The 26,570-nt window shown below is 42.6% G+C and carries 26 protein-coding genes and 1 pseudogene; 5 read left to right on the forward strand and 22 right to left on the reverse strand.

Features of this window, described 5'->3' with window-relative positions:
- Positions 1-28 precede the first annotated feature (28 nt).
- The 3 genes from AC07E5_RS00845 to pheS form a co-directional block, all read right to left on the reverse strand.
- The gene (locus AC07E5_RS00845; protein ID WP_004649746.1) at positions 29-325 is read right to left on the reverse strand and encodes an integration host factor subunit alpha; all 297 of its coding nucleotides are present in this window, start codon (positions 323-325) and stop codon (positions 29-31) included.
- Complete coding sequence (gene pheT, locus AC07E5_RS00850; protein ID WP_131260746.1) at positions 322-2,703, reverse strand: phenylalanine--tRNA ligase subunit beta; 2,382 nt, start codon at positions 2,701-2,703, stop codon at positions 322-324. The genes AC07E5_RS00845 and pheT overlap by 4 nt, the downstream gene beginning before the upstream one ends.
- A 174-nt stretch (positions 2,704-2,877) precedes the next feature.
- Entirely contained in the window at positions 2,878-3,858 is a 981-nt protein-coding gene (gene pheS, locus AC07E5_RS00855; RefSeq protein WP_004975156.1) for a phenylalanine--tRNA ligase subunit alpha, read from the reverse strand.
- 159 nt (positions 3,859-4,017) lie between these two features.
- Between pheS and AC07E5_RS00860 the strand changes: the two genes are divergently transcribed.
- On the forward strand, positions 4,018-5,046 hold the full coding sequence (locus AC07E5_RS00860; protein WP_004975155.1) for a hypothetical protein: 1,029 nt from the start codon (positions 4,018-4,020) through the stop codon (positions 5,044-5,046).
- Between the two features lie 292 nt (positions 5,047-5,338).
- On the opposite strand, the gene rplT is transcribed toward AC07E5_RS00860, so the two are convergent.
- Both rplT and rpmI read right to left on the reverse strand, forming a co-directional pair.
- The gene (gene rplT, locus AC07E5_RS00865; RefSeq protein ID WP_004975153.1) at positions 5,339-5,698 is read right to left on the reverse strand and encodes a 50S ribosomal protein L20; all 360 of its coding nucleotides are present in this window, start codon (positions 5,696-5,698) and stop codon (positions 5,339-5,341) included.
- 11 nt (positions 5,699-5,709) lie between these two features.
- Complete coding sequence (gene rpmI, locus AC07E5_RS00870; protein ID WP_004975152.1) at positions 5,710-5,904, reverse strand: 50S ribosomal protein L35; 195 nt, start codon at positions 5,902-5,904, stop codon at positions 5,710-5,712.
- A 340-nt stretch (positions 5,905-6,244) separates the two neighbouring features.
- Here rpmI and AC07E5_RS00875 point away from each other — a divergent pair, with 340 nt between their 5' ends.
- Positions 6,245-7,003: an energy transducer TonB gene (locus AC07E5_RS00875; RefSeq protein WP_373683866.1), complete on the forward strand. Its 759-nt coding sequence runs from the start codon at positions 6,245-6,247 to the stop codon at positions 7,001-7,003.
- A 32-nt stretch (positions 7,004-7,035) separates the two neighbouring features.
- Here the strand turns inward: AC07E5_RS00875 and AC07E5_RS00880 are convergent, their stop codons facing one another.
- From AC07E5_RS00880 to AC07E5_RS00915, 8 genes and pseudogenes are all read right to left on the reverse strand, one after another.
- Positions 7,036-7,464: a YqaA family protein gene (locus AC07E5_RS00880; RefSeq protein ID WP_004975149.1), complete on the reverse strand. Its 429-nt coding sequence runs from the start codon at positions 7,462-7,464 to the stop codon at positions 7,036-7,038.
- Between the two features lie 7 nt (positions 7,465-7,471).
- Entirely contained in the window at positions 7,472-7,756 is a 285-nt protein-coding gene (locus tag AC07E5_RS00885; RefSeq protein ID WP_004975148.1) for a hypothetical protein, read from the reverse strand.
- A gap of 72 nt (positions 7,757-7,828) precedes the next feature.
- Complete coding sequence (locus AC07E5_RS00890) at positions 7,829-8,446, reverse strand: glutathione S-transferase N-terminal domain-containing protein (protein ID WP_004975146.1); 618 nt, start codon at positions 8,444-8,446, stop codon at positions 7,829-7,831.
- A gap of 211 nt (positions 8,447-8,657) precedes the next feature.
- Positions 8,658-9,206, reverse strand: a complete 549-nt coding sequence (infC, locus tag AC07E5_RS00895; protein WP_096902435.1) for a translation initiation factor IF-3 — start codon at positions 9,204-9,206, stop codon at positions 8,658-8,660.
- 5 nt (positions 9,207-9,211) lie between these two features.
- Positions 9,212-11,134 (reverse strand): threonine--tRNA ligase, encoded by a 1,923-nt coding sequence (gene thrS, locus AC07E5_RS00900; RefSeq protein WP_004975142.1) that lies wholly within the window; start codon positions 11,132-11,134, stop codon positions 9,212-9,214.
- Positions 11,135-11,321: 187 nt separating this feature from the next.
- A complete protein-coding gene (locus AC07E5_RS00905) occupies positions 11,322-12,491 on the reverse strand; it encodes an alanine racemase (RefSeq protein ID WP_131260749.1) in 1,170 nt (389 codons plus the stop codon).
- Between the two features lie 58 nt (positions 12,492-12,549).
- The gene (locus tag AC07E5_RS00910; RefSeq protein ID WP_131260750.1) at positions 12,550-13,833 is read right to left on the reverse strand and encodes a D-arabinono-1,4-lactone oxidase; all 1,284 of its coding nucleotides are present in this window, start codon (positions 13,831-13,833) and stop codon (positions 12,550-12,552) included.
- A 191-nt stretch (positions 13,834-14,024) separates the two neighbouring features.
- Positions 14,025-15,742, reverse strand: a pseudogene (locus AC07E5_RS00915) (neutral/alkaline non-lysosomal ceramidase N-terminal domain-containing protein).
- 121 nt (positions 15,743-15,863) lie between these two features.
- On the opposite strand from AC07E5_RS00915, the gene AC07E5_RS00920 reads away from it, so the two are divergent.
- Together AC07E5_RS00920 and AC07E5_RS00925 are read left to right on the forward strand one after the other, a co-directional pair.
- Positions 15,864-16,892 carry an AraC family transcriptional regulator gene (locus tag AC07E5_RS00920; RefSeq protein WP_498624468.1) on the forward strand — a complete coding sequence of 343 codons (1,029 nt, stop codon included), beginning with the start codon at positions 15,864-15,866 and terminating at the stop codon, positions 16,890-16,892.
- 202 nt (positions 16,893-17,094) lie between these two features.
- Positions 17,095-18,741, forward strand: coding sequence for an acyl-CoA synthetase (locus AC07E5_RS00925; RefSeq protein ID WP_498624469.1), 1,647 nt, complete (start codon positions 17,095-17,097; stop codon positions 18,739-18,741).
- Between the two features lie 107 nt (positions 18,742-18,848).
- Here the strand turns inward: AC07E5_RS00925 and yjgA are convergent, their stop codons facing one another.
- The 9 genes from yjgA to mazG all read right to left on the reverse strand — a co-directional run bounded on the left by yjgA (position 18,849) and on the right by mazG (position 25,559).
- Entirely contained in the window at positions 18,849-19,382 is a 534-nt protein-coding gene (gene yjgA / locus AC07E5_RS00930) for a ribosome biogenesis factor YjgA (RefSeq protein WP_167846246.1), read from the reverse strand.
- A gap of 2 nt (positions 19,383-19,384) precedes the next feature.
- A complete protein-coding gene (locus AC07E5_RS00935) occupies positions 19,385-19,654 on the reverse strand; it encodes an HPr family phosphocarrier protein (RefSeq protein ID WP_026438354.1) in 270 nt (89 codons plus the stop codon).
- Positions 19,651-20,502 (reverse strand): RNase adapter RapZ, encoded by an 852-nt coding sequence (rapZ, locus tag AC07E5_RS00940; RefSeq protein ID WP_154320378.1) that lies wholly within the window; start codon positions 20,500-20,502, stop codon positions 19,651-19,653. The genes AC07E5_RS00935 and rapZ overlap by 4 nt, the downstream gene beginning before the upstream one ends.
- A gap of 24 nt (positions 20,503-20,526) precedes the next feature.
- Positions 20,527-21,372 (reverse strand): pantoate--beta-alanine ligase, encoded by an 846-nt coding sequence (gene panC, locus AC07E5_RS00945; RefSeq protein ID WP_131260754.1) that lies wholly within the window; start codon positions 21,370-21,372, stop codon positions 20,527-20,529.
- A 1-nt stretch (position 21,373) separates the two neighbouring features.
- Positions 21,374-22,183: a 3-methyl-2-oxobutanoate hydroxymethyltransferase gene (panB, locus tag AC07E5_RS00950; protein ID WP_004975120.1), complete on the reverse strand. Its 810-nt coding sequence runs from the start codon at positions 22,181-22,183 to the stop codon at positions 21,374-21,376.
- Between the two features lie 49 nt (positions 22,184-22,232).
- Entirely contained in the window at positions 22,233-22,721 is a 489-nt protein-coding gene (folK, locus tag AC07E5_RS00955) for a 2-amino-4-hydroxy-6-hydroxymethyldihydropteridine diphosphokinase (RefSeq protein ID WP_498624470.1), read from the reverse strand.
- Positions 22,718-24,184, reverse strand: a complete 1,467-nt coding sequence (gene pcnB / locus AC07E5_RS00960) for a polynucleotide adenylyltransferase PcnB (protein ID WP_179995002.1) — start codon at positions 24,182-24,184, stop codon at positions 22,718-22,720. The genes folK and pcnB overlap by 4 nt, the downstream gene beginning before the upstream one ends.
- Positions 24,185-24,313: 129 nt before the next feature.
- The gene (locus tag AC07E5_RS00965; RefSeq protein ID WP_096901517.1) at positions 24,314-24,781 is read right to left on the reverse strand and encodes a ComEA family DNA-binding protein; all 468 of its coding nucleotides are present in this window, start codon (positions 24,779-24,781) and stop codon (positions 24,314-24,316) included.
- Positions 24,782-24,797: 16 nt separating this feature from the next.
- Positions 24,798-25,559, reverse strand: coding sequence for a nucleoside triphosphate pyrophosphohydrolase (gene mazG / locus AC07E5_RS00970; RefSeq protein ID WP_179988666.1), 762 nt, complete (start codon positions 25,557-25,559; stop codon positions 24,798-24,800).
- 107 nt (positions 25,560-25,666) lie between these two features.
- Between mazG and AC07E5_RS00975 the strand changes: the two genes are divergently transcribed.
- Entirely contained in the window at positions 25,667-26,440 is a 774-nt protein-coding gene (locus AC07E5_RS00975) for an SDR family oxidoreductase (protein WP_104853255.1), read from the forward strand.
- The last annotated feature ends 130 nt before the right edge of the window (positions 26,441-26,570 follow it).

Genomic DNA, 26,570 nt, shown 5'->3' on the forward strand with positions numbered 1-26,570 from the left:
TCTTATAAAAAGCATAAAAAAAAGCAGATCAATCGATCTGCTCATTTCCCACACGCTGGCGGAATTTCTGCCCTGCGCGGAATGTGACTACACGGCGGGCTGAAATTGGAATTTCTTCGCCTGTTTTCGGGTTGCGACCAGGTCGTTGACGTTTATCACGTAACTCGAAGTTCCCAAACCCTGAAAGTTTAACTTGCTCGCCAGAGATCAGTGCTTGGCTGATCTCATCAAAAAATAACTCGACCATTTGTTTCGCTTCACGGCGGTTTAAACTCGTGAGCTCACTTAAATGATCAGCCATTTCTGCTTTTGTTAATGCTGTCATGAAGCCCTCAATGTCGCTTGGTAAGTGTTTTCCAACACTTGCAGAATGTTATCCATACCAGATTTAATTTCAGCATCTTCAAGTGTACGTGTTGGATGTTGCCATAACAGAGCAAAAGCCAAAGAACGCTTGCCTTGTTCAACACCTTGTCCAGTATACACATCGAATAACCAAGTTGAGTCTAACAGCGCTCCACCCGTTTTTTCAATAAGTTGCTGAATTTCGCTTACATTTATCTTATCACTAATTAAAAGCGCAATATCACGTCTAACCGATGGAAAACGTGATAATTCTGTAAAATTAGATACATAAGTTTGCAAAACTGCTGTTTGATCGAGTTCTGCTACCCAAGCCGTGCCTAAATCCAGCTCATCTTCTAAAGATGGATGTAAACGACCAAAGTAACCAATAGACTGACCATCTACCAAAATTTCAGCAGATTGTCCAGGATGCAACCAAGTACGCTCTGAACGAACATACTCTACCTGCACACGACCTGCAGCTAAAATTTCTTCAATATCGCCTTTAAAATCGAAGAAATCCATAGGCTGAGCTTTAGCATGCCAAGATTCTGCATGTTTAGCACCTACCGCAATCAATGCCAAAGTTGGAATTTGCTTCAAGTCATGAATGCTTGCTGCATGTTGATAATCAAAACGTAAACCCAACTCAAAGAAACGCACACGGTTTTGTTGACGATTCACGTTGTACTGAACGCATGGAATTAAGCTGGATAACAACGTTGAGCGCATTACTGCCAAATCGCTTGAAATTGGATTCGCCAATGCCAACGGATTCACTGCAGGGTTTAATTGTTTTTCCAATTTTGCATCGGCAAAGCTAAAACTAATTGCTTCTTGATAACCTAAAGTCACTGCGGTTTGACGTAATTGCGCAACTTCAAACTGATCTTGGTATTTTGCTAATTGCACATCAATCACAGGCAAACTGATTTGAATGTTGTCATAACCGTGAATACGAGCAACTTCTTCAATTAAGTCTTGGTAAATTGCCATATCAAAACGATGTGATGGTGGTACAACGCTCCACTGACCTTCAGCTTGAACAGTAACTTCGCAGCCTAAACGAGTTAAAGCATCGGTAATAAATGTAGCATCAACGTGATAACCCAAGAGCTGATCGACTTGCGCTTGATTTAACGCAATTGCTTCACGTGTTGGCAATTGTGCTGCTTGTTCTGCCACTGTAATTGGACCAAATTCGCCGCCAGCAAATTCTGCAATCAGTTGTGATGCACGGTTCATCGCCAATAATGGCAATTCAAAATCGACACCACGTTCATAACGCTGTGAGGCATCGGTATGCAAACCATAACGACGTGCACGACCTGCGATATGCAATGGTGCAAAGAAAGCGGATTCAAGGAAAATTTCTGTGGTTTCATCACTTACCGCAGAAGATAAACCACCCATGATGCCCGCCATCGCCAATACTTTTGCGTCATCGGCAATCACCATCACATCATCTTGCAGCTCAACTTCTTGCTCGTTTAACAGCACCAATTTTTCTGCTGCAGTCGCTTGACGAACTTGAATGCCACCTTGAATTTTAGCACCATCAAAAGCGTGCATTGGCTGACCCAATTCAATCAAGACATAGTTGGTAATATCAACCAAAATACTGTGCTGACGGATACCTGAACGTGCCAACGCGCGCTCCATCCACTCAGGTGTAGCGGCTTTGGTATTTACATTTTTAATCACACGACCTAAATAACGTGGGCAGCCTTCCGTCAAACTTTGTACAGTTTTTTCATCCTGAATAGTTGCCGCTACTGCCTGAATGTCAGGTGTATTCACTGGCAATTGGTTAATCACCCCAATTTCACGGGCAATACCACGAATACTGAAACAATCACCACGGTTTGGAGTAATACTGATATCAATGACATGGTCATCTAGATCAAGATATTCACGTACATTCACACCTACAGGTGCATCTGCAGGCAGTTCCAATAAACCATCAAGTTTATCTTCAAGGTCAATTTCTGATGCGCCGCAGAGCATCCCTTGTGATTCCACACCACGCAGTTTGCCTTTTTTGATTTTAAAGTCGCCTGGCAATACCGCACCAATGGTTGCCACAGGTGCTTTCATACCTACACGCACGTTTGGCGCACCACACACAATCTGCAACGGCTCACCTGAACCAATATTTACCGTAGTCACACGTAAACGATCTGCATCTGGATGCTGTTCAACCGTTAAGACTTCACCCACCACAACGCCTGTAAATGGCTTTGCTGCTGGTGACATATCATCAACTTCTAGACCCAGCATCGTGAGTTGATTCGATAAAGTATCGCTGTCAATGGCTGGGTTAACCCACGTGCGTAGCCAATTTTCGCTAATTTTCATACATTCATTTCCTGAATCTCCCCTAACCCCTCTTTAACAAAGAGGGGAATTCCCACACTTCTATTTATTTCGCGTAAGTCCCCCTTTTACAAAGGGGGATTTAGGGGGATTTTTAAAATTTAAAAATAATCTCTTTTCCCTCTCCTAATTTTAGGAAAGGTTGTTTAAAAAGTTTTAAGCAAACTGGCGCAAGAAACGCACATCATTTTGGTAGAACATACGCAAGTCATTGATGCCATAACGCAACATCGCAAAACGCTCTACCCCTAAACCGAAGGCAAAACCTTTATATTTTTCTGGGTCGATGCCTGAAGCGCGTAACACGTTTGGATGCACCATGCCGCAGCCCAAAACTTCCAACCAGCGACCACGTTCATCCATAATATCCACTTCAGCACTTGGCTCTGTGAATGGGAAATAAGATGGGCGGAAACGTACTTTTAAGTCTTTTTCAAAGAATTCATTTAATAAGTTAATCAACAAACCTTTGAGTTCTGCAAAACTGGTATTTTCTGCGACGTATAAGCCTTCAATTTGATGGAACATTGGTGAGTGTGTTTGGTCTGAGTCGCAGCGATACACACGACCTGGACAAACAATACGAATAGGCGGCTGTTGATTTTCCATGGTGCGAATTTGTACGCCCGACGTGTGGGTACGCAATAAATGATTCACATCAAAATAGAAAGTATCGTGCATGGCACGCGCAGGGTGATGTCCTGGAATATTCAACGCTTCAAAGTTGTGATAGTCATCTTCAACTTCTGGGCCCGTTGCCACGGTAAAACCTGCTTTGGTAAAGAATTGGCAAATACGTTCCTGTACCTGCGTAACTGGGTGAATACTGCCGATGCTTTGACCACGACCTGGCAAAGTAATATCAACGGTTTCATTCGCCAGTTTTTGTGCCAAAGCCGCTTGTTGTAATTCAGTTTGACGCGCAGTTAATGCCGCATTGATTGCTTCACGCACAGCATGAATTTGTGCACCAAATTCTTTACGCTGTTCAGGGTCCATTTTACCCAGTGCTTTGGATTGTTCCGCAAGCTGGCTTTTTTTCCCCGTAAATTGCACTCGCACCTGGTCGAGTGTAGCAAGGTCCTCTGCTGCTGCAATTGCAGCGAGCGCTTCATTGGTCAGGGCTTCCAGTGACATAGTAACTCTCAAAAGCAACAATTTAGAAATAATTTAAAAACCCCGTATTCTAACAGTTTTTAGTCGCTTTGATGAAGCTTCGATGTAATGAAAATTAGATTAGCATCTTGAAATACAAAAAGTATAAGATAAAGCCAATCACCACGAGATCTCAACATTATGGCGCTCGATCAGATTTGGAAACAGCAACTTGCCCTTGTGACTTATGGCAATGAATATTTGGCTCAAGATTTAAGTTTTAATCATTGGCTCAAGCATCAAGTGTTTAACCAGCATCAAATTCAGTTTCGTGATTTATTGTCACAACATTTACTGGCACAACACTTTCAAATCTGGTTAGAGCATCTTAAACAACAAGGTGTGCGACGTTTAAGCCTACATCAGGCAAGTATTTTAAATGATGAAAAAAACCCCAATCCAAATGTAGAGTTATTGCCTTTTGCACACTTTATTGTGAGTCACGAGGCACAGCACAAATCTGCTTGGATTTTCGGAAAAGAGCTTGCAGAATGGTATACTGCAGAACAAGATTATATGGCGCCTGTTTCCCAACAGAGCGAGCTACGTCAAGAAGTCATGTGGCGTTATCAATTAAATCACAAACTTGCCAGACAGCTCGATACAGATTTTGCCTCTCCAAACTGGGATGAAATTGATCGCTTTATTCGCTCCGAGTTATTTTTAAATCCTTGTGCTACAGAGTTTGTTGAACCAGAGCAAAGCGCTAAACCTTATTTCGGTGTAGATCTTACTCAAAACGCAACTGAAAGCATGTACCCAACTTTGGCGTTAATTCCCGCAGACTACCCTGCTGCCTATGCACATCAGATGCTGTATCGTTTAGATGCACTGGATCAACACATTCAGAATAAAATCCAGCATCCTTATCATGCCGATGGCACAGAACTTGAACCAAGCGAACAACTCAATTTACGTCATTTTTCTCAGAAACTTGAAGATTTACACGCCAAATTTATCACCAAGGTTGCGAACCATTATCAGACCGCACAGCTCACGCCAGTGCAAACACCTGATCCTTTTGAATCAACGCCTAGCCAAGTACAAAACATCGCTTCACCACAAATACCAACACCTGCAGCTACGCATAAAGTGGGTACATCTGCCGTGATTAAACTGATTTTAATGACTGTGGTTATTTGTGCAGCTGCCTATTATTTTGGTTTATAAGCTTAGGGGCTGTTGACAATTCGTCTATGTTTGCGACAACGCATATTTTTTAGCTGATATAAGGCATGGGACAGGAAATTTAGTCATTCTAAATGACTGGCACATAACGCAATAGCAGCAAAAAATATGCTTGTCCTTCGCTGCGCCTTCCGCTGCAAACAAAGCAGTGCTTGTTTTTGCTCAGGCTGTGGCTAAAAATTTCTCAGATTGAGTTATGAAACTTGGCAGAGACCCTAAATTTCAGGCATAAAAAAAGACCGCAAATGCGGTCTTTCTTTTAAGTCATAAAGACTTATGCAGCTAATGCATCTTTAGCTTTTGTAGCTAAAGCAGCAAATGCAACTGCGTCATGCATAGCGATGTCAGCAAGTACGCGACGGTCGATAATCACTTGTGCTTTTTTCAAGCCAGCGATCATACGGCTGTACGATAAACCATTTTGACGAGCGCCCGCATTGATACGCGCAATCCATAAAGCACGGAATTGACGTTTCTTTTGACGACGGTCACGGTAAGCGTATTGACCTGCTTTGATTACCGCTTGGAACGCTACGCGATATACGCGTGAACGAGCACCATAGTAACCTTTAGCACGAGCAAGAATTTTTTTATGACGGCGATGAGCCTGTACACCACGTTTTACACGAGCCATTTATAATCTCCTTAGATGTATGGGCACATAGCACGAACAGCAGCAACGTCACTCACGTGAACCATTACACAGCCGCGCAATTGACGGATACGTTTAGCAGATTTTTTGGTCAAAATGTGGCGTTTGAACGCTTGTTTACGCTTGAAACCGTTAGCAGTCGCTTTGAAACGTTTAGCTGCACCACGGCGAGTTTTTAACTTAGCCATAACAACCTCTTTAAACACCTGTTCGGCACGTCTGCACCATTGCAAAAACGACCTGCAGGTAAGGGAGCGAGTATTCTAAAGCATCTTTGCTTAAAACAAAAGCATATTGGCTAAATAAAAAATGATCATTACCTCACTCATTTGCCGTAATTCAACTCAGGAAAAAATACTGGAATTGTGAACACCCACTACAATTCAAAATAAAGCTAAAGCTCTGTCAAAAATTGTGCAGATCAACACCCTAAAAACTTGCAATAAGTTGCGGATTACCCTTGCGATTATCCACAATTCCATCAATACTTCGCCTCGTCTTGTGTGAGATAAAAAAGACCGTAATATGATGAAAACATCTCTATATATAACTCTATTGTTTGGACTCAGTGCGACGCATCTTTTTGCAAAACCACCGCAGCAGAAATCGACACCAAAAGCCACACTCGAAGTACAAAAAAGTGCTGCCTTGCCTGCTCATCTCACCACACGCTTAGCATGGCGCAAGTTTCCACAACCCAAATATAAAAATGAAGATTTAAATCAACAAAACCGAGCTGCAATTGTGCGTATTTATGCAGATGAAACCGGCAAAATCAGTCAAGCCACTATTCAAGAAAGTACAGGGCTGAAAAAATTAGATGATGCCTTATTACAAGCGGTTCGCACTGCTGAAATTCAACCGACCTATGTAGAAGATACTGCCGTACCGACCATTGGTTTTCAAAGCTTTAATTTAAGATTTCAGGATAACCAGCACGAAGATTGCCAGTTTGATTTTCAATCTAAACAATGGTTAGCACAGCAACAACAGCAAAAAGTTCAATTTAAGTATCGTAGTCAACCACAATTAAACTTAAGTGCGGAAGATTTAAAAAATCACTCACGCAAGTTAAAGTTTCAACTCAAAGTGAATAAGCATGGCGAAGTGAAACGTGTGAAATTGACACAAGGTTCGGGACAATACGCGCTTGATCAACAAGTTTTAGCTGCAGTGAAAGCTGCTCAAGTAGATGTACCGCGTCAATTTTGGCTGTATAAAAAGTCAAAATTAAAAGATGAAATTTATTTTGATTTAAACACGTGTGGTACACAAGAACAGTCATAAGTGTACATGGGGACAGTAAAGCGGTGGTTGGCTTAAACCCATGTATAAACAAAATAAATAAACAGATAACGCCCGATTTTGGCTAGACTCACCATCAACACAAAACGGGCAAAATGTTCTTTCATTAAACCTGCAATCAGCGTAATTGGATCACCAATAATCGGCACCCAACTGAGTAATAAAGACCAAAACCCATATTTGGCGTAAGTGTGCTGTGCTTTTTCTAATTGTGTGGCCGAAACAGGAAACCACTTTTTATCTTTATAATGTTCGATCTTGAGTCCCAAATACCAGTTCACACATGAACCTAAAATATTACCTAGACTGGCAATGCTAATCAGCCAAATGGGTGCATAGCTGCCTTCATATAACAGCCCCAACAACACAGCTTCGGACTGTAAAGGCAATAAAGTTGCCGCACCAAATGCAGATAAAAATAAACCAAACAGCGTCCAAAGCATAGACGATTTAAAGCCCTAAAGCCTGCTTGGTTTTACGATATTCCCAGTTCGCCCAAACAATACTAAGCAAAATAAGTGCCGCACGTGCCCATGTATAACGCTGAGTAACAGGCTCAATCGCAGCACGTAAAACCTGTTGATCTGTGCTATTTAAAGCCGCAATCATATTCTGCACATGAAATGCTTCGATCACAAATAAGATCAAGCAAGACACAATGCCCAAAATAATGCTCCAATACACTTTGGCATTTTGCTCAACAATCTTGGTAAAGTTTAAAAAAAATTCTTGCATAGCTCATCCAATAAAAAAGCCACCTGAAAAAGTGAGGTATCAGGTGGCTGGCATCTTAGCATAAAAGTAGATTTAAACTTGAATCGCGAGTGCTTTCTGCACTGCAGGGCGCGCAGTCAGCCGTGTAATATAGTCTTGTACATACGGATAATCTTCCAGCGAAATATTTTGCCAGTCATGACGTAACGCCCACGGCAAAATAGCCATATCAGCAATTGAATATTCGCCCGCCACGTACTTTTGCCCCATCAACTGCTTATTTAACACGCCATACAAACGCTTGGATTCATTGATATAGCGTTCAATCGCATAAGGAATTTTCTCTGGTGCATAACGGCTAAAATGATGATTCTGTCCTAACATTGGACCAAAACCACCCATTTGCCACATGAGCCACTGCTCTACTTCAACACGCTCCTGTTCATCGGTAGGATAAAACATGCCAGTTTTGCGCCCTAGATATTGCAAAATTGCACCCGACTCAAACACAGAGATTGGCTCACCACGCGGACCGTTCTGATCGACAATTGCAGGAATTTTATTATTGGGCGAAATTTTTAAAAAATCTGGCTGAAATTGATCATCTTCTGAAATATTGATGGGAAAAATTTGATATTCCAAACCCATTTCTTCAAGTGCAATACTAATTTTATGACCGTTGGGGGTGCCCCAATAATAAAGATCAATCATGTTTTATCCTTCATTACTTTTTTTGCTTTTTGACCAGCATTCTTCTACTGCGGTTTTAGTTATAGCATGTTTTTAAGCGTTTGTTGCGTGTCGCTGCGTAGAGTTTTTTTATCGAATGGCATATCTCATAAACATGAAACATAGATGCTCACTTTCATCACGCAAAAAAAAGCACCGCCAAGGTGCAGTGCTTCTTTTGTTCAAGATGGGATTACTTTTTCTTTTTAGGACCAAGCAACATACCCATTTGACGACCTTCCATTTTTGGTGCTTGTTCAACTACACCATATTCAATTACATCTGCTTCAACTTTTTGCAATTGAGCCAAACCTAACTGTTGGTGAGCCATTTCACGACCACGGAAGCGTAAAGTGATTTTTACCTTGTTCCCTTCTTCAAGGAATTTGATAATTGCACGTAATTTTACGTTGTAATCACCAACATCAGTCGCAGGGCGGAGCTTGATTTCTTTCACCTGTACTTGATGCTGTTTTTTCTTCGCTTCTTTCTGCTTTTGCTTTAGATCAAACAAATGCTTGTTAAAGTCCATGATTTTGCACACCGGTGGTTCGGCATTTGCCACAATTTCCACCAAGTCAAGGTCAACGCTTTCTGCTGCGCGTAATGCATCAGCCAAGCTTACAATACCTTTTTGCTCACCATTTTCGTCTACAAGACGGACTTCTTTTGCACGAATTTCATCATTCAAAGCAGGACGGTTAGATTTTCCGCCCTGTTGATTACGGTCAGGCTGTTTAATCGCTGTTACTCCACAATATACCGGCCGCGTTCTGCGACGGCTGTTTTCACTAGGTCAATGAAAGCATCAATTGACATAGTACCCAAATTTGTTCCTGAGCGAGTACGGACGTTTACCGTTCCTTCTTCCACTTCACGGTCCCCAAGTACCAGTAAGTATGGAATACGCTCTAATGTACGCTCACGAATCTTAAAGCCGATTTTCTCATTTCTCAAGTCAGAAATAGCACGAATACCGTTTTCTTTAAGTTTTGCGACGACCTGTTCACTTGCAGCAGCTTGTGAATCGGTAATATTCATGACACAAGCTTGCACTGGCGCTAACCATGGTGGCATAAAGCCTGCATAGTGCTCAATAAGTATACCAATAAATCGTTCAAAGCTGCCAAGAATTGCGCGGTGCAACATTACAGGCTGATCACGATCATTGTCTTCAGTGACATAAGATGCCTCTAAACGCTCAGGCAAGTTAAAGTCACACTGAATTGTACCACATTGCCACACACGACCTAAGCAGTCTTTCAGTGAGAATTCAATTTTCGGGCCGTAGAACGCACCTTCACCCGGTTGTAACTCCCATTCCAGACCTGCAGCATCCAAGGCATCAGCCAAAGATTTTTCTGCCATATCCCAAAGTGCATCATCTCCCACACGTTTTTCAGGACGTGTAGACAGTTTCATTTGCACCTCTTCAAAACCGAAATCTTTATAAACATCTAAAGTCAGTTTGATGAAGTCTGCAACTTCTGGCCCAATTTGTTCTTTGGTACAGAAAATGTGGGCATCGTCTTGAGTAAAGCCACGTACGCGCATAATGCCGTGCAGTGAACCTGATGGCTCGTTACGGTGACATGAACCAAATTCTGCCAGACGAATTGGCAAATCACGATATGACTTTAACCCTTGGTTAAAGACTTGTACGTGACATGGGCAGTTCATTGGTTTTACTGCATAGTTACGGTTTTCAGAATGGGTAGTGAACATATTGTCTGCGTAGTTGGCAGCATGTCCTGATTTTTCCCATAGCGTGAAATCGACCACTTGCGGGGTACGAATTTCTAGGTAACCGTTGTCTTGTTGTACTTTACGCATGTACTGCTCAAGTACTTGGTAAATCGTCCAGCCATTTGGATGCCAGAACACCATGCCTGGTGCTTCTTCTTGCATATGGAACAAGTCCAAAGCTTTACCAATTTTACGGTGGTCACGCTTTTCTGCTTCTTCAATACGTTTGATATACGCCGCGAGCTGTTTTTTGTCCGCCCAAGCCGTACCATAAATACGTTGTAACTGTTCGTTTTTCGCATCACCGCGCCAATAAGCGCCTGAAATTTTGGTGAGTTTGAACGACTTTAAGAATTTAGTGTTTGGAACGTGTGGACCACGACACATATCCAAATAGTCTTGATGATAGTACAAGCCCATTTGGGTTTCGTTTGGCATGTCTGCAATCAAACGTAATTTATATTCTTCGCCACGCGCTGTGAATTCTGCAATTACTTCATCACGCGGGGTCATTTTTTTCACAACATCATAATCTTGGTCGATGAGCTTTTTCATACGCTCTTCGATTGCTGCCAAATCATCTAACGTAAATGGACGAGGCATCCAGATGTCATAGTAGAAACCTTCTTCAATGACAGGGCCAATCACCATTTTCGCTTCAGGGAAAAGCTGTTTTACCGCATGCCCCACTAAGTGCGCACATGAGTGACGGATAATCTCTACGCCTTCTTCATCTTTAGGCGTAATAATTTGTAGGGTTGCATCTTCGGTAATTAAATCGCAGGCATCGACCAAACGATCATTCACACGTCCAGCAACTGTATTTTTGGCAAGACCCGGACCGATGCTTTGAGCAACTTCCATCACAGATACGGCTTGATCAAACTGTTTTTGATCGCCATTTGGCAAAGTGATAATAGGCATAGATAAAAATCCTTAAGGAGTGATGCCCCGTACCATGGAGCATATCACCGCGAGATTATGATTAAGGGAGACCCTCAAAAGATAAAAACGGTGTATAAATAAAAAGCGCCTTAAATTTTACACGGCTTGCGTACAGGTTTAAACCTTTGTGTACTAAAAAAGCCAAAGAATCGGCATTTCAGCTGTTTTATTCCCTAAAGGTTGCCCACGGCGTGAATTGTCCATGTTGATAGGCATACACCGCTTCAAACTGTGGCAACACCGCCTCACTCTGTTGCGGGCGTAAAAATACATAATCATCTATTTGGATGCGATGCTGTTTGGGTACTTGAATCAACTCTTGATTGCTACTGCGTCCGTATAAAGCATGTGGATGACTGCTCTCAGGATAAACATAATCTGCCATCCAATAGCCACCATAAACAAAAACGGCTTGATTGGATTGTGGCAAATAGGACTGCAAACGATCTAAGCCTGGCACTTGTACCGCAGCCAATACCTTTAAAACAGGTGTTGCAATCCACAAAGCCGATTGCAAATCTGACAAGATTTTTAAATCAAAATCACTGGGTTTAAGCAACATCGAACCAAAAGCCAGATCATTACATTCACTGTGCTGACAATGCTGCATAAATGTCAGGCTACCACCACCGTTAAAACACAAGTCATCCTGCCACAACTTTGGAAAATGATGCTGAATCAGTTGTTTATAATTTCTATATTGCTGCTGTGAGTGTTGATAGGCTTTGGCTTGTGCATGAAATACATTTGGTAATTTCACCACATGCGCATCGTACCCCATCAAACCTGACAGTTTTAAATGTTGTGGATGCTGCTGAATCAATTCCAGCATTTGCATAAATCCAGCATGATCTTGCGCCCCACCACGATGCAAACCGATATCAATTTCAAGATTAATATTCAAAAAAAGCTGGCGTTGTTGTGCCAAATGTAAATACTGTTGTAAACGTGCAGGTTGATCAACCAACCATTGTAAATGCAATTGGATATTCTCAGCAGACGCCATCACCTGCTGATAAAAAGCATCTACCGCACGTATTGGCATTGGCTTGCCAAACAGTACATCTGCTTGTGGAAAGTGCTGCATCACTTCATACAAATGTGGCAGATGAAACAACATAAAACGCTGCGTATTCAGACTTTGGCTTGCGTGTTGCAATATCTCCAAACACGCTAGCGATTTCACCACCAGTCGTGGTTGCAACCGTGCAGGCAAATGGGCTGCAACATAATCCAAGTTATGCTGAAAACGTGCCATATCCACAATCAGTTGCGGTGTTCCTGTACCCTGTTGCTGCAAACTGTGGGTGAGTTGCTGAAAATAATCACTTTTCATGTCACGCTCCCTAATTGAATGCTCTTATTTTGCGATTGCTTGAGTTGTTTATTGAACATCACGCTGCACTCAAACTTGGAATCGTGAAAATTTGTCTTAAATATGGATTAATCCATTTTTGCTGTGGATCAAGCTGCTCACGAAGTTGCATAAAATCATCCCATTTTGGATATAACTCACGTAATTGATCCGCTTGCATACTGTGCAATTTGCCCCAATGTGGACGTCCCTGATATTTTTGTAAAATCGGTTCGACCCATTTAAAAATATGTTGGCAATCTTGTTTATAAAATTGGTGGATTGAAATAGACACCGAATCCCGTCCATAAAAAGGACTCAGCCAAATATCATCGCCTTTGACATAGCGAAACTCGATTGGGAAAAACATGGCGACACGCTGTTGTTTCAAAACCGCCAATAATTCTTCTAAACACGCCAAACCTTGCTCGGCAGGCAATTGGTATTCCATTTCGTTAAATTTGGTATTGCGTGGCGTTGGGAAAATTTGACTCGACCAATCGACATGAGTACTCGGTTTGATAAACACGCCCAACAAAGATTGTAAATACGGATTTAACTGTGGAAAAACACGGGTTATTTCCGAACAAAAATTTAATAAACGGTCTTCTGATAACCAATGTTGCGGACGAGGATCCGTCAATCCTCGGCTCTCATCTAAGGTTTTTAAAATCACCTGATCACTGTGTAAAAATGCCCAAAACTCAATATGGCGATGTTGATGCTTCCAACGGTCTATATATTGATAAATATCACTCAAGGCACATAAACGTAGCTGCTCTTTGAGTTTATAGCGCGAACGGTTTTGTAAAGTGATTTTGGTCATCACCCCAAAACTGCCCAGCGCGACCCGACCTGCCTGAAAAATTTCAGCATTGTGTTCAGGTGAACATTGCAACACCTCACCCTCTGCTGTGAGCAGTTCAAAATCAGTCACCAAAGCCGATAGACAAGGTAAATCCACACCTGTGCCATGTGTTCCTGTTGCAACCACACCTGCCAAACTCTGATGATCAATATCGCCCTGATTTTGCAGCGCCTGATGAATCGGAGCTAGACATTCACCCAGTTTGTACAGCCGAGTCCCTGCATGTAAGGTGCATTGCTGCTTTTGTGCATTAAATTGATGCACCCCCTGAATATGATCTAAATTCACCATCACATCATCGGTTGTGGCTAAGGGACTAAAGGAATGCCCTGCTCCGACCATTCTAATTTTGTCGTGCTTTCGCACAATTTTTTTCAGTTCATCTACATTTTTCGGCTGTAAAAAGTCTGGATAGGCTGTTTGCTTTCCAGACCAGTTACTCCAACGCTGTTTCATAATCCTTCCTTTTTCTGCGTGGCATTTATTTTTATTGCAGTTTGTTTTGCGTTACTTTTTAAAGTACCGCATTAAAAAAATAGAGACACATGGATGAGATAAATGACCTCTCTATCCATATTGATTTAGATTAACCTCCTGACTAGTACATGATTTAGAATATGTTTCACATGGAACAATGTATAAAAAAACTACAATTCATTTAGCGCATTAGCTTTCAAACTGTCACGATATGTTCTTTTTTCTAATTCATCCAAAGGTACAGCGGGCGGTAATAACGATGCTGTATCGCGTTGTGGAATAGGCAAATTCAATTGCTCTGCGAAATATTGAAATTTAGTTTGCAACGCTGCCAAAGTCCACTGTCCATATAAAGTGTGACCACCTTCATAGGCTTGTTGTTGATATTCCTCGAAGGTGGTCACATAGCCCATATAATCATTGCAATATGAAGCCAACCATACTTTTTGAGTCGATTCCAATTCTTGTTGTACGGTTACTTTGAGCCGCTTAGCTGCAACAGTAGTAATTTCCCCAGGACAGCACAGCAAGGTTAAGCCGCCAATTTTAATTAATTGTAATGGCACTACATTCGGTACCAACAAGCTATGATCAATTGCGCCTACACTGGCCTGCTTGTTCATTTCTGCAATCAGTTTGTCTAAAAATTTAGGATAATGATTCAGTGGCTTGCCAAAAATGGTTTTAGAACCACATTCCAGCACAATATCTTTGGGGCCTTGTGAGGCATATAGCTGTTGATAATAGCTATAATCTGCGGCTTGAGGATTACTCAACTTTTTCTTTTTCACTCGCTGCGCTAACCATTGCATACCTTTAAAAATCGGTTGTGCCACACCTGCACCATCTACAGGTGTTCCTGCAAAAAATGCTGCACCATGACAGGCTGCACTGGTTTTTGCATCTGTTTGCCCCATCGCAAATTCAACTGGAATTTCAATATTGCTTAAATCGACATAATGGCACACAGCATCTAAAGCTCCCATTAACGGCGTACCTCTATGTGCCAAAGCTTTCAGTGCCAATTCACTTTGATAGCGACCATTTTGCTGTGTATATTCGTATTCTTTTTCATCGCGCATTGCAGCACGTACCTGTGACTGCTCAGGGCCATGATAATGTGGAGAAACATCACCCGCTGCGGCTTGGGCAAAAATTGCTACAGGATTTTTGACCCCACGTTGTTGCAGTGCACGCTCGGTACAAAGTGCGGCATAACCTTTGTTATCACCATCATGAGCGCTTAAACGACTGCTTAAACAGGTAGCATGCCCCCCAAATAAAGAAAAAACTGCCTGTAAATTACCTTCGCGATAAAAACCAAGCAATTGCATATCACGATCTAAGGCCAAATGTGCCTGTTCCAGCGTTCTACGAGATACATCAGGATTACGGTTATACGCTGTTAAAGAGCGATTCCATGCCACTGGCGTTTCTTCTGCAAAACGACCATTGCTCATATAAATATCGGTTTTTTCTGGGTCGCCAAAGCTTTGAGCACACTGCCCACAATCGCATCGACCACTGCATTTAAATGTTCAGGCACAAAACCAGGTGTGGGCATATTGTACAACGCTTCATGTGCACAACCGCCAGGTGCAGAATGAGTATGCGTTGCCATCAATACCAAACGCTGCGGCTGAAAACGCTCCCCCAGCTTACGCTGTAAACGCTGTATCGCTAAATGACGCATGGCATAGGTCACACACCCCATATCCAGACAGCAAAAAATTAATAAGTCATTGTCTAAGGTTTGAATACAAATACTGCGGGCAAATAAAGCTGTTCATTGTTCATAGGCACGATGTTTCCAGTTGCCATAACCAAACATGGCAAGCCCTTTTGGCTGAATATGAATTTCCTGTTTATCCCAACCCACCAAATACATTGCAATCGTATTCCTTTTCATCTATACAATCAGTCATGACGCTGATCAACGCCATTAAACAAAATTGCATCACGGCAAATAAGGGTCAAAGCGACAATGGCATGGGGGGATAATCGGACTTATGTCAGCAACTTCAAACTACTTGCTGCAGCACGTGCCGCCTGCCTTATTGTCAGGTCTGATTCATTACGCCAAAGAACAACAGATCCCCTATCAACCATGGTTTCAGGGAATTTCTCAAGATCTTGATCAAATCGTCCAAAGCAATGGTTTTGTTTCATTTCAAGATATTTGCAAAGTGGTGACACGCGCCCTGCAAGACACTCAATGTGCACATTTAGGCTTAGAAATTGGACGTGACAAGGGGCTGATTTCCATGGGCATGCTCGGTTTTGCCATGGTGTCCAGTCAAAATGTTGTAGAAGCCTTACAGACAGGACTGCAGTACCATCCCATTTCAGGCAGTGTGATGGATTTGGAGTACGATTTTTCCTCGACCTCTCCTACACTGGTGATGAAAGAGCGTTATCCCACGGGGAACTTACTGCGCTTTTTTTGCGATGAAGTCCTCTCTAGTATTGTTAGCTGCTTAGACGTCATGCTTGGCAATCATCAAGATTTGGTCGAAGTGCATTTTAGTTTTGCCCAACCCGACTATTTAGAGGCTTATCAGGTGCATTATCAATGTCCTCTGCACTTTTCATCATACATGAATGCTTTGGTGTTCCGACCAGAGATTTTAGGACGCCAAATTAAAACCTCTAGTGCCGCCAATTACAGCACCGCCCTGCGTGTCTGCCAACAAGCGTATCAGGATATGCAGGCGATTAATCAACAGCAATATGCACACGTGTTGAGTTATCTAATCGAACAGCATTTACCTCAGCACTTTGATATGCACCAAGCGGCACAACATTTTCAAATGAGCGAAAGACATTTACGCAGACAATTACTTGCCGAAGGCTGCAACTTCCAAAACCTGCGCCAACACGTTTTGGAAAATAAAGCCAAACAACTGCTACAACAGCCTTTGAGCATGACTGAAATTAGCCAACAACTTGGCTTTAGTGAATTACGCGAATTTCGACGTGCATTTAAGCGTTGGACAGGTCTCAGCCCATCACTCTATAAAAGCCAAATGACAGAATAAGTTAATATTTTCCAATAAGCTACTATTTTTATTGAATAAAAAATAGCTGCTAAATTTTACTTAAACTATTTTTTAAATGTACTTACAAGCGATTCAAAACAAAAACAACAGATTTTCGACTAAAGCATAACTGCAAAGCTGCCATAAAATCCCTATCTTTTTAAGTTGGATAAAATAACGACACATATTATGGAGAATAACAATGGTCAGCGCATACGATGAATTACCGCGTACCCCTGCGAACTTTGTCGCCTTGTCCCCGTTACGTTACTTAGAACGGGCAGCTTATATTTACCCGCACCAAAACGCGATTATTCACGGTTCACGTCAAATTACCTGGCGCGAAACTTATTTGCGCTGCTGCCAATTTGCACATCAACTTCAAAATTTAGGCATCAGCAAAAATGACACTGTTTCGGTGCTGCTTCCGAATGTTCCTGCCATGCTAGAAGCACACTTTGCTGTGCCAATGGCGGGTGCAGTGCTGAACACACTAAACACTCGTTTAGATGCCAAAACACTGGCGTTTATGCTCGATCATGCAGAATCCAAAGTGCTTTTGGTTGACCCTGAATTTGCGGCTTTGGCACAAGAAGCCTTAGCGATGGTCAATCATGAAATTTACGTGATTGATGTCAACGATGCAGAATATGAGCATGCTGCCAATGCCCTTAGCATCGGACAGATTGAATACGAAACTTGGCTGGCTGCAGGTGACCCAAATTTTGAATGGCATTTACCACAAGATGAATGGGATGCAATTAGCCTGAACTATACGTCTGGCACGACAGGCAACCCGAAAGGCGTGGTCTATCATCATCGCGGTGCCTACATTAATGCAGCCAGTAATATTATTGCCTGCGGGATGACCCCACGTGCAACCTACCTATGGACACTGCCCCTATTCCACTGTAATGGCTGGTGCTTTGCATGGACGATGGCAGCCAACGGTGGCACCAATATCTGCTTACGTAAAGTCGACCCTGAACTGATTTTTAAATTAATTGCAGAGCACAAAGTCGATTATTTCTGCGGTGCGCCAATTGTCTTGTCGATGCTCATCAACACCCCTGAGGAGAAAAAGACCCAGTTTGATCACCGTGTTGAAGTGATGGTTGCGGGTGCTGCACCGCCAGCAGCAATTATTGAAGGTATGCGCAATATTGGCATTAACGTAACTCACGTTTATGGCTTAACTGAAACCTATGGCCCATCTGCGCTGTGTGCTTCTCAAGCAGGCTGGAGCGACCTATCCATTCAAGAACAAGCACAATTACATTCGCGTCAAGGCGTGCCTTATCCGCTGCAAGATGGCATGAAAGTTTTAGACCCAGAAACCATGCAACCTGTACCAAAAGACGGCAAAACCATGGGCGAAATTATGTTCCGTGGCAATATCGTGATGAAAGGCTATTTGAAAAACCCAAAAGCTACCGCAGAAGCATTTGCAGGCGGTTGGTTTCATACAGGTGATTTAGCCGTCTGCCAACCCGATGGCTACGCCAAAATTACTGACCGTTCTAAAGATGTGATTATTTCAGGGGGTGAAAATATTTCGTCACTCGAAGTGGAGGAGGTGCTGTATCAACATCCTGCGGTTTTGACAGCCGCAGTGGTGGCAAAACCAGATCCACGTTGGCAGGAAGTCCCGTGTGCCTATATTGAACTGAAAGAAGGCAAGCAGGTCAGCCCTGAAGAAATTATTGCCTATTGCAGTCAACATTTGGCGCGTTTTAAAGTACCAAAGGATGTGGTGATTACTGAAATTCCAAAAACATCGACAGGTAAATTACAAAAATTTGTACTGCGTGAATGGGCCAAAGAGCGTTCAGTCGGTGAGTTCGGCTAAAATTTGAAAATCCTTACACATAAAAGACAATAAAAAACGACTCGTTATGAGTCGTTTTTTATTGCAATCAGACAAGCTCGCGTTTGATCACTTGGTTCTCTGATAGCTTAGTTTTCTGACAGCAAAGCCACTTGCTGCACATAGTTAAACAACTTGAGCTTAGATGCTTCAAGTTCTTCCGCAGACACTTCCTGTTTCATATCACGGTGGATACGCAACACATGCTGACGCAGCGTATGACGCTCAGCTGCTTTATAGGTTTTACTAAAATCATTAATCACAGGGTCGCCGTCTTTAATAATTCGCTCTACCCAACGCTGTAACTGTGCGGTTTTTTTCGCACCTTGCTGCGGCGTCAAATAAGACAAAATTACGCTTTCATCTTCATTACGCAACAATTTACCAATACGCTGACACTGACGACGACGTGCTTCATGTGAAGTAATACTTTGCAATTCCAGTAAAGCATCAATTAAACGCTCTTCTACTGGAAGTTTTTGAATTTGTTTAGTACTTAACTGCGCCAATTGTTCGCCAAGCGCGGCCATACGTTGTACGGCTTTTTTCTGTTCGGTTTTACTTGCACGCCCTTCTAAAGATTCAAAGTCATCTTCGGTAAAACGTTGCGGTCGACGTGCCACGATTAATCTGCCTCGTAAAATTTTGCTGCAAACAGTGCTTGAATATCAGATAAAGCTTTTTCTTCATCTGCACCATCAATCACCAAGCGTAAAGTAGTTCCCTTGCCTGCACCTAACATGAGCAAGGACATAATATTTTTGGCATCAACCAATTTGTCGCCTTTACCAATTTGGATTGACGAACGGAATTTGGTGGTCACTTCAATCAGTTTCCCAGATGCCCGTGCATGTAAACCTAGTTTATTAATTACGTCAACAGTTGTGTCAATCATGACCAGTGCTTCATTTCTCGGTGTAAGACTTGAATAGACCATTTTGCCTCAAGTGCTTTTTTTAGTCTATCAACGATATAGACAGAACGGTGTTGCCCACCCGTACAGCCAATTGAAATGGTAATGTAGTGTCGATGCCCTTCGGCAAAGGCTGGCAACCATTTTTCTAAAAACTGCTGAATGTCGTGAAACATTTCATGCGTTTGTGAACTTTGTTGCAAAAATTCCTGCACAGGGGCATCTAAGCCTGAATATTTCCTGAGCTCCAAATCCCAATGTGGATTAGGCAAATGGCGCACATCAAACACATAATCGGCATCTAAAGGAATTCCGTGCTTATAGCCAAAGGATTGTAAAATTACAATAAGATTGTCGGTTTGTCCAAGCTTAGACAACAATACGTGTTTTAGATCATGCACACTTTTGTCAGTGGTATCAATATGAACCGTAGAGCGGAACTGAATCGGCATCAACAAGTTTTTTTCTTCTTGAATACATTCATTCAAGCTTTTAAAACGGCTAGAGAGTGGATGCGGACGGCGTGATGCGCTAAAACGGGCAATCAATTCCTGATCTTGCGTGGTCAGATAAATAATATCGACTGAACCATGCTTTTGCAGTTGCTCAAATACCAAATCAAACTCTTGCAAGTCGGCACGGGTGCTGCGTACATCTACCCCCAATGCCAACTGCTCCAAGTTATTTTCCTGATCCAGTTTATCCACAATTTCGGGGAGCAATGCCAAAGGTAAATTATCAATACAATAATAACCCAAATCTTCCAACACTTGTAATGCCGAAGATTTTCCTGAACCCGATTGACCTGTCACGATCAAAATACGTTTCATGGCATGCAACCCTTCTATTGCCAGCTATGCAGAATGTTTGACCTGCAAATTATCAATTAAACGTGTATTGCCCAATTTTGCTGCAACGAACAACACCAGATCTTCACTAAATGCTTCAATTTTCTGCAATTCTGTTGTACGCGCCTCTACATAGTCCACAACAAAGCCTGCTGCTGTCAATGTTGCTTTAATATTCGCTAACACTTGTGACAAAGTTTCACCTTGCTGTAATGCTTGTGCAGCAGCCTTTAAACTTTGATAGATTGTCGGTGCAATTTGACGCTGTTCAGCGCTCAAATACCCATTGCGTGAACTAAGTGCCAAACCATCTGCTGCACGTACAATTGGCACACCAATCACTTCTAGCGGAATATTCAAGTCACGTACAAACTGACGAATGACTGCCAGTTGTTGATAGTCTTTTTCACCAAAGAAAGCATAGTTTGGCTGTACCATATTGAATAATTTGGTCACGACCACCGCAACACCATCAAAGTGTCCAAGACGCTGCAAGCCACACAAGTCTGCCGTAATCTCACTCACTGAAATATTGGTCAAACGTGGTTTGTTACCATACATTTGCTCAACTGAAGGCGCAAAAATAATGTCGCAACCGACCTCTGCCAACAATTGGCTGTCTTGGTCTAAAGTTCGCGGATAACTGTCAAAGTCTTCATTAGGGCCAAATTGAATTGGATTGACAAAAATACTGACCACCACCACATCACATATTTTTTTCGCTTCGCGCACCAAGGTCAAATGCCCTTCGTGCAAATTGCCCATGGTCGGAACAAAACCAATGGTTTTACGCGCAGCGCGTGCAGGCTGTAATGAAGCCGCTAAGCCTTGAATTGTGGTTTCAGTTTTCATATTACAACTCGACTTGGAAAGTTTGTTCACGTGCTGGGAAAGAACCATCTTGAACTGCAGCATGATAGGCTTTAAACGCATCCAAAATGGCAGTTTCACCCGCTTGTTCTTTCATAAAGTTACGTACAAATTTTGCGACACGACCAAAAGTCAGCCCCAGCATGTCTTGCACCACTAGTACCTGACCGTCAGTGTCTGCACCTGCACCAATCCCAATCACTGGAATTTCAGGGAACAAGGCAGAAATTTCTTGACCTAGCTGTGCTGGCACACATTCTAGTAACAGAATCGCCGCGCCTGCTTCTACCACAGCTTTACAGTCAGCAATCAGTTTATCTGCAGCTTCGCGGGTACGTGCCTGTAATTTATAACCGCCAAATACATGCACCGATTGTGGCGTTAAACCTAAATGTACACAGACAGGAATACCATTACGGGTCAGTGTTGCAACGGTTTCGCTGAGCCATGCACCACCTTCCATTTTGACCATTTGTGCACCCGCTTGCATCACCTCTTTCGAGCTTTGCAATGCATCATTTAAGGTGGCATAACTCATAAATGGCAAGTCAGTCAAAATAAAAGCATGTTGATTACCACGACGCACCGCCGCAGTATGATAAGCCATATCCGCCACGCTGACAGGCAAGGTTGAGTCACGCCCCTGAATGGACATCCCCAAAGAATCGCCAATTAAAATCGTATCAATTTCAGCAATTTCCATTGCTTTCGCCATGCTTGCATCATAGCAAGTCAGGCAGGAGAATTTTCGACCTTCCGCTTTAAATTTTCTTAGGTCACTTAAACTAATCATGAAAATATTCCTCTATGGAAAAAGCATCACGCATGCTTAATTTAAAACTTTATAGCCCTGCCCAATTGCTGGCATCTACAACAGTTAAGCTCGGATGTTCAAGCAATGGCGAGTGTTTTAATAATTGTCCCTTAACGCTTAAGTTAGCATCCAAATCTAACAACGGGATGACGACAAAATCACGATCTAACACCCCCACATGCGGTACAGTCAGACGTTCATTTTGAATGTTGGCATCAGCATAAATCAACAAGTCTAAATCTAGCGTACGCTCACCCCAATGACGTAAACGCACCCGACCCGACTCTTGTTCAAAATGCTGTAATTCATCTAACAATGCCAAGGCTTCAAGTTCGGTATCTAAACGTACCACAGCATTCAAATAATTAGGCTGATCTTGTGGCCCCATTGGTGGGCTTTGATACAGTTTAGAAGTCTGCACTTGCCCCAAAGTTGCCAGTTTTTGCACCGCTTCAGTCAAAATTTGACGCGAATCGCCCAAATTACTGCCTAAACCAATATAGGTGATGTTGCTCATTGTGTTGGCCCAAAAATCACTTGGCTTAAATCACGTTGCACACGTTTACGTTTTAAAATCGGATGATCTGCACCAATACCTGAACCGTTTGCTGTAGCAGTCAATTGCGCCCGATTTTCTTCATACTGTTTGGCTTTACGCGCACGTCGACTACGAGGCTCAGGCTCATTCACCAAGGGTTCAATCTGCATATCGGCAGCATGTGTTGCTGGTGCCACATCAACAGGTTCTTGCGCTGTTTTACGGCGGCTCTTGGCACGTAATCGGTTATATTGGGCAATCGCACGTTCTTTTTCATCGGTGCTCATAAGCTGGTAGGCATCCCACCACTGACCCATTCCTAAAGTCGAGCTATCGCCTGCTTTTTCACGCAGTAATAAAAAGTCAAAACCTGCACGGAAACGCGCATGCCCAGACAATGCTTCAATTTGCTGTGGTTTCGGTTGCAATAAACGGGTTTGCATTTCCCAAACTTCACGAATAAAAGTTTCAGCAAAACGAGGAATAATGGTACGTGTCGCCTGACGTTTCAGTACATCTAAACCTGCTTGGGCTCGCGCTTCGGCTGCCACCACACCTTTAGAAAGATAAAAGTCACAACGCTCTAAAAACGGTTGCCACAACAGCACCGCATAGAAAAATGCAGGGTTGATGGTTTTACCAATCGCAATCCGTTGATCGGTATTTTTTGCTGCACGTTCAATAAATGAGTTGATGTCTGGCTTGATGTCGGCAAATAACTGACGCCAAATACCAAACTCAATCAACATCGGCAGCACTTTATTTAAATGCCCCATCGTAAAGAGTTTTTGCGACTCATCATATAAACGGTGTGGCGATACATCACGCAATAACTGCGTCATTTCAGGCGTAAAAATTTTAAGAATTTTTGGATCAATATTGAAATTTAATTTGGCAGCAAAACGCAAAGTACGCAGCATACGCACTGGGTCTTCTTCAAAACGTAAAGTTGGTTCGCCCAATAAACGCAAGTTTCTGTGCTTTATATCATCTACGGCATTGCAAAAATCTAACACGATGCCTTTGCGTGGCTGGTAATACAACGCATTGATTGAAAAGTCACGACGGGCAAAATCTTGCTCGATTGTGCCCCAGTTATTATCGCGCAGAATCATCCCCGCCGCAGAAGTCACAGCTTTTTTCGGTGGCGCACGGAAAGTGGCCACTTCAATTAGTTCACGCCCTGCATAGACATGCGCCAGCTCAAAACGTCGTCCAATAATTCGGCAACGTCGTCCGAAAACTTCTTTCACTTGTGAGGGTGTGGCATTGGTTACGGCATCAAAATCCTTCGGATTTAGCCCTAACATTAAGTCACGAACTCCACCACCGACGATATAGGCTTCATAGCCTGCTTTGGTTAAAGCATCTAGAACATCTAAAATGGAAGAAGGTAATTGAGCGGTAGATAAACCACATTTTGACGCGCGCAAAGTTTGCAAAAGACGCTGTCTCCTACGTCTGAACGTAAAACAGATAAGATGTCGCTAATCATATCTCTAACACAATCAAAGGGCAATTTGATTCACATGCTAATTTTGCAATGTGCAGTGCTAAAATTCTGCTTGCAGCTACAATGCCAACTTGTGTTTATTCTTGGCAAATAAGGCAGACCCAATCCCTTTGACTTGCTGAAGTTCTTCAATACTTTGGAATTTTCCATTTTGTTTTCGATATTCCACAATCGCTTGTGCTTTTTTCATGCCCACCCCAGACAATTGCTGCAATTGTTCTAGTGAAGCGCTATTTAAACGCACTTGATTTGTATGCGCACTTTGCTGAGTAGGACGTGCTAAATAATGTTCTGCGCTTGATGATGTGGTTTGAGCCGCACTTAAACGCTGATCTTGCGCGGCTTGCTGCGCTTTCCATTTTAAATAGTTTTGATCATAGCTGTGCCCACCCACCTGCGCAGGCTTAGATTGCACATTTTGTGCTGTAGTCCATACACTGATACTGCATAACAGCAATGCAAGCCAGTACTGCCATCCGAAAGAAAAAAAGCGAAAAGAAACTTTTAATTGCTGCGATATATTCATGTTGCCACAAAACCTGTCATTTTAATTGTTGTTTTGCCTGCTCCCAAAGTTGATCCATTTCTTCTAAAGTCATATCTTCTATTGTTTTTTGTTGTAATTCGGCCTGATCTTCAATGTAAGCAAAGCGTGTTCTAAATTTATGAATTGTGCCCAATAATGCCAACTCACTGGACACGCCAAGTTTACGCCCAACATTGATTAAAGAAAACAAACAATCCCCTAACTCATCCTGTATTTCATCGGATTGTTGCTGTTGAATCGCCTGTTGTAATTCTTGCAATTCTTCTTCTAACTTGCCATACGCATCTTGCACGGTATGAAAGTCAAAGCCCAATTGTGCCGCATGCTGCTGAATTTGCTGTGCCTGCACCAAAGCGGGTGCATGTTTCACCTCATCTAAACGTGACTTTGCTTTACCCTGTTTTTCTTGTTGTTTGATGGTTTTCCATAAGGCAGCGACATCTTCTGCGCTAAGCTGCGCAAACTGTTCTGCCTGAAACACATGTGGATGCCGACGAATTAATTTATCGCAAATGGCTTGTACCACATCTTGAAAATCAAATGCACCTTGCTCGCTATACATTTGTGCCTGAAACACCACTTGCAACAACAAATCACCCAGCTCATCACGTACATCATCTACCTTGCCTGAACGCACTGCCGCTTCAACTTCATAAGCTTCTTCAATCGCGTATTTAGTCAAACTTTCTGGGGTTTGTTTTTGATCCCACGGGCATTGTTGACGTAACTGTTGCATGATTGAAAGCAATTGCTGCATGGGTTGTTCCTTATTTCAATTTATTGCACGAATGCACCATTTTTTTGTTATGCTCAGATGGCAAGGACGATATGCACAACAAAAATAACATCAGGGAGCAAGTTCAAATGCACAGTATCTTGATTAGTGGCGCTGCACAAGGCATTGGTGCCGCAATCGCACAATTGTTTTATCAACAAGGTTACCGTGTCGGTATTTATGATATTCATCTCGCACAAGCACAGCAATTAGCAGAACAATTGGGTGAGCGTGCACATGCAGGTTTGCTTGATGTAGCAGACTATGCCAGTTGGCAAGCTGCGTTATCCGATTTTTGCCAATGGGCAGGTGAATTGAATATTTTGGTGAATAATGCAGGAATTCTCTACTCAGGCGCATTTGAAGACACACCCATAGAAGCGCATCATCGGACTATGGCAGTGAATGTGAATGGTGTATTAAACGGTTGTCATGCGGCTTTGCCTTATTTAAAACAAGCAAGTTTTGCACGGGTGATTAACCTGTCTTCGGCATCTGCGATTTATGGACAAGCCGATTTAATTTCTTATTCTGCTTCCAAATTTGCAGTACGTGGCATTACGGAAGGTTTAGATATAGAGTGGCAAAAATACGGCATTCGGGTCTTAGATGTCATGCCGCTATTTGTACAAACTGCAATGGTGAAAGATATGGATGCAGCCACCATTCAAAACATGGGCGTGCATTTATCGACAGAAGATGTCGCCCAGGTGGTGTATCAACAAGCGACGGTTAAAGATTCGATTCTGACCAATACGCATCGTGCGGTCGGTTTAAAAGCCAAAACCCTAATGCAACTTTCGAGTATTAGCCCACAATGGTTAAATCGTCTGTCGAATAGCTTGTTGGCGAAGCGTCATTAATTCGTAAGCGTCCGCTGAACACACCTTATGAATTCATCCTATAAGCCTTAATTTAGTCCCCACTTAAAAACAAGTGGGGACTAAAATTTATGACTACAAATCACCAGACATCCATCGCATCTCTTGCGAA

It is taken from the genome of Acinetobacter seohaensis, assembly GCF_056431365.1.

Bases quoted from the DNA above. Each gene is read 5' to 3' on its own strand.
- pheT (WP_131260746.1), bottom strand. From the start codon at position 2,703: ATGAAAATTAGCGAAAATTGGCTACGCACGTGGGTTAACCCAGCCATT.
- AC07E5_RS00975 (WP_104853255.1), top strand. From the start codon at position 25,667: ATGCACAGTATCTTGATTAGTGGCGCTGCACAAGGCATTGGTGCCGCA.
- rplT (WP_004975153.1), bottom strand. From the start codon at position 5,698: ATGGCTCGTGTAAAACGTGGTGTACAGGCTCATCGCCGTCATAAAAAA.
- AC07E5_RS00965 (WP_096901517.1), bottom strand. From the start codon at position 24,781: ATGAATATATCGCAGCAATTAAAAGTTTCTTTTCGCTTTTTTTCTTTC.
- pheS (WP_004975156.1), bottom strand. From the start codon at position 3,858: ATGTCACTGGAAGCCCTGACCAATGAAGCGCTCGCTGCAATTGCAGCA.
- AC07E5_RS00860 (WP_004975155.1), top strand. From the start codon at position 4,018: ATGGCGCTCGATCAGATTTGGAAACAGCAACTTGCCCTTGTGACTTAT.
- folK (WP_498624470.1), bottom strand. From the start codon at position 22,721: ATGAGCAACATCACCTATATTGGTTTAGGCAGTAATTTGGGCGATTCG.
- AC07E5_RS00905 (WP_131260749.1), bottom strand. From the start codon at position 12,491: ATGAAAAGTGATTATTTTCAGCAACTCACCCACAGTTTGCAGCAACAG.
- thrS (WP_004975142.1), bottom strand. From the start codon at position 11,134: ATGCCTATTATCACTTTGCCAAATGGCGATCAAAAACAGTTTGATCAA.
- panB (WP_004975120.1), bottom strand. From the start codon at position 22,183: ATGATTAGTTTAAGTGACCTAAGAAAATTTAAAGCGGAAGGTCGAAAA.
- AC07E5_RS00880 (WP_004975149.1), bottom strand. From the start codon at position 7,464: ATGCTTTGGACGCTGTTTGGTTTATTTTTATCTGCATTTGGTGCGGCA.
- AC07E5_RS00920 (WP_498624468.1), top strand. From the start codon at position 15,864: ATGTCAGCAACTTCAAACTACTTGCTGCAGCACGTGCCGCCTGCCTTA.
- AC07E5_RS00885 (WP_004975148.1), bottom strand. From the start codon at position 7,756: ATGCAAGAATTTTTTTTAAACTTTACCAAGATTGTTGAGCAAAATGCC.
- rpmI (WP_004975152.1), bottom strand. From the start codon at position 5,904: ATGGCTAAGTTAAAAACTCGCCGTGGTGCAGCTAAACGTTTCAAAGCG.
- panC (WP_131260754.1), bottom strand. From the start codon at position 21,372: ATGAAAACTGAAACCACAATTCAAGGCTTAGCGGCTTCATTACAGCCT.
- rapZ (WP_154320378.1), bottom strand. From the start codon at position 20,502: ATGAAACGTATTTTGATCGTGACAGGTCAATCGGGTTCAGGAAAATCT.
- AC07E5_RS00890 (WP_004975146.1), bottom strand. From the start codon at position 8,446: ATGATTGATCTTTATTATTGGGGCACCCCCAACGGTCATAAAATTAGT.
- AC07E5_RS00875 (WP_373683866.1), top strand. From the start codon at position 6,245: ATGAAAACATCTCTATATATAACTCTATTGTTTGGACTCAGTGCGACG.
- AC07E5_RS00935 (WP_026438354.1), bottom strand. From the start codon at position 19,654: ATGATTGACACAACTGTTGACGTAATTAATAAACTAGGTTTACATGCA.
- AC07E5_RS00925 (WP_498624469.1), top strand. From the start codon at position 17,095: ATGGTCAGCGCATACGATGAATTACCGCGTACCCCTGCGAACTTTGTC.
- mazG (WP_179988666.1), bottom strand. From the start codon at position 25,559: ATGCAGCAATTGCTTTCAATCATGCAACAGTTACGTCAACAATGCCCG.
- AC07E5_RS00845 (WP_004649746.1), bottom strand. From the start codon at position 325: ATGACAGCATTAACAAAAGCAGAAATGGCTGATCATTTAAGTGAGCTC.
- AC07E5_RS00910 (WP_131260750.1), bottom strand. From the start codon at position 13,833: ATGAAACAGCGTTGGAGTAACTGGTCTGGAAAGCAAACAGCCTATCCA.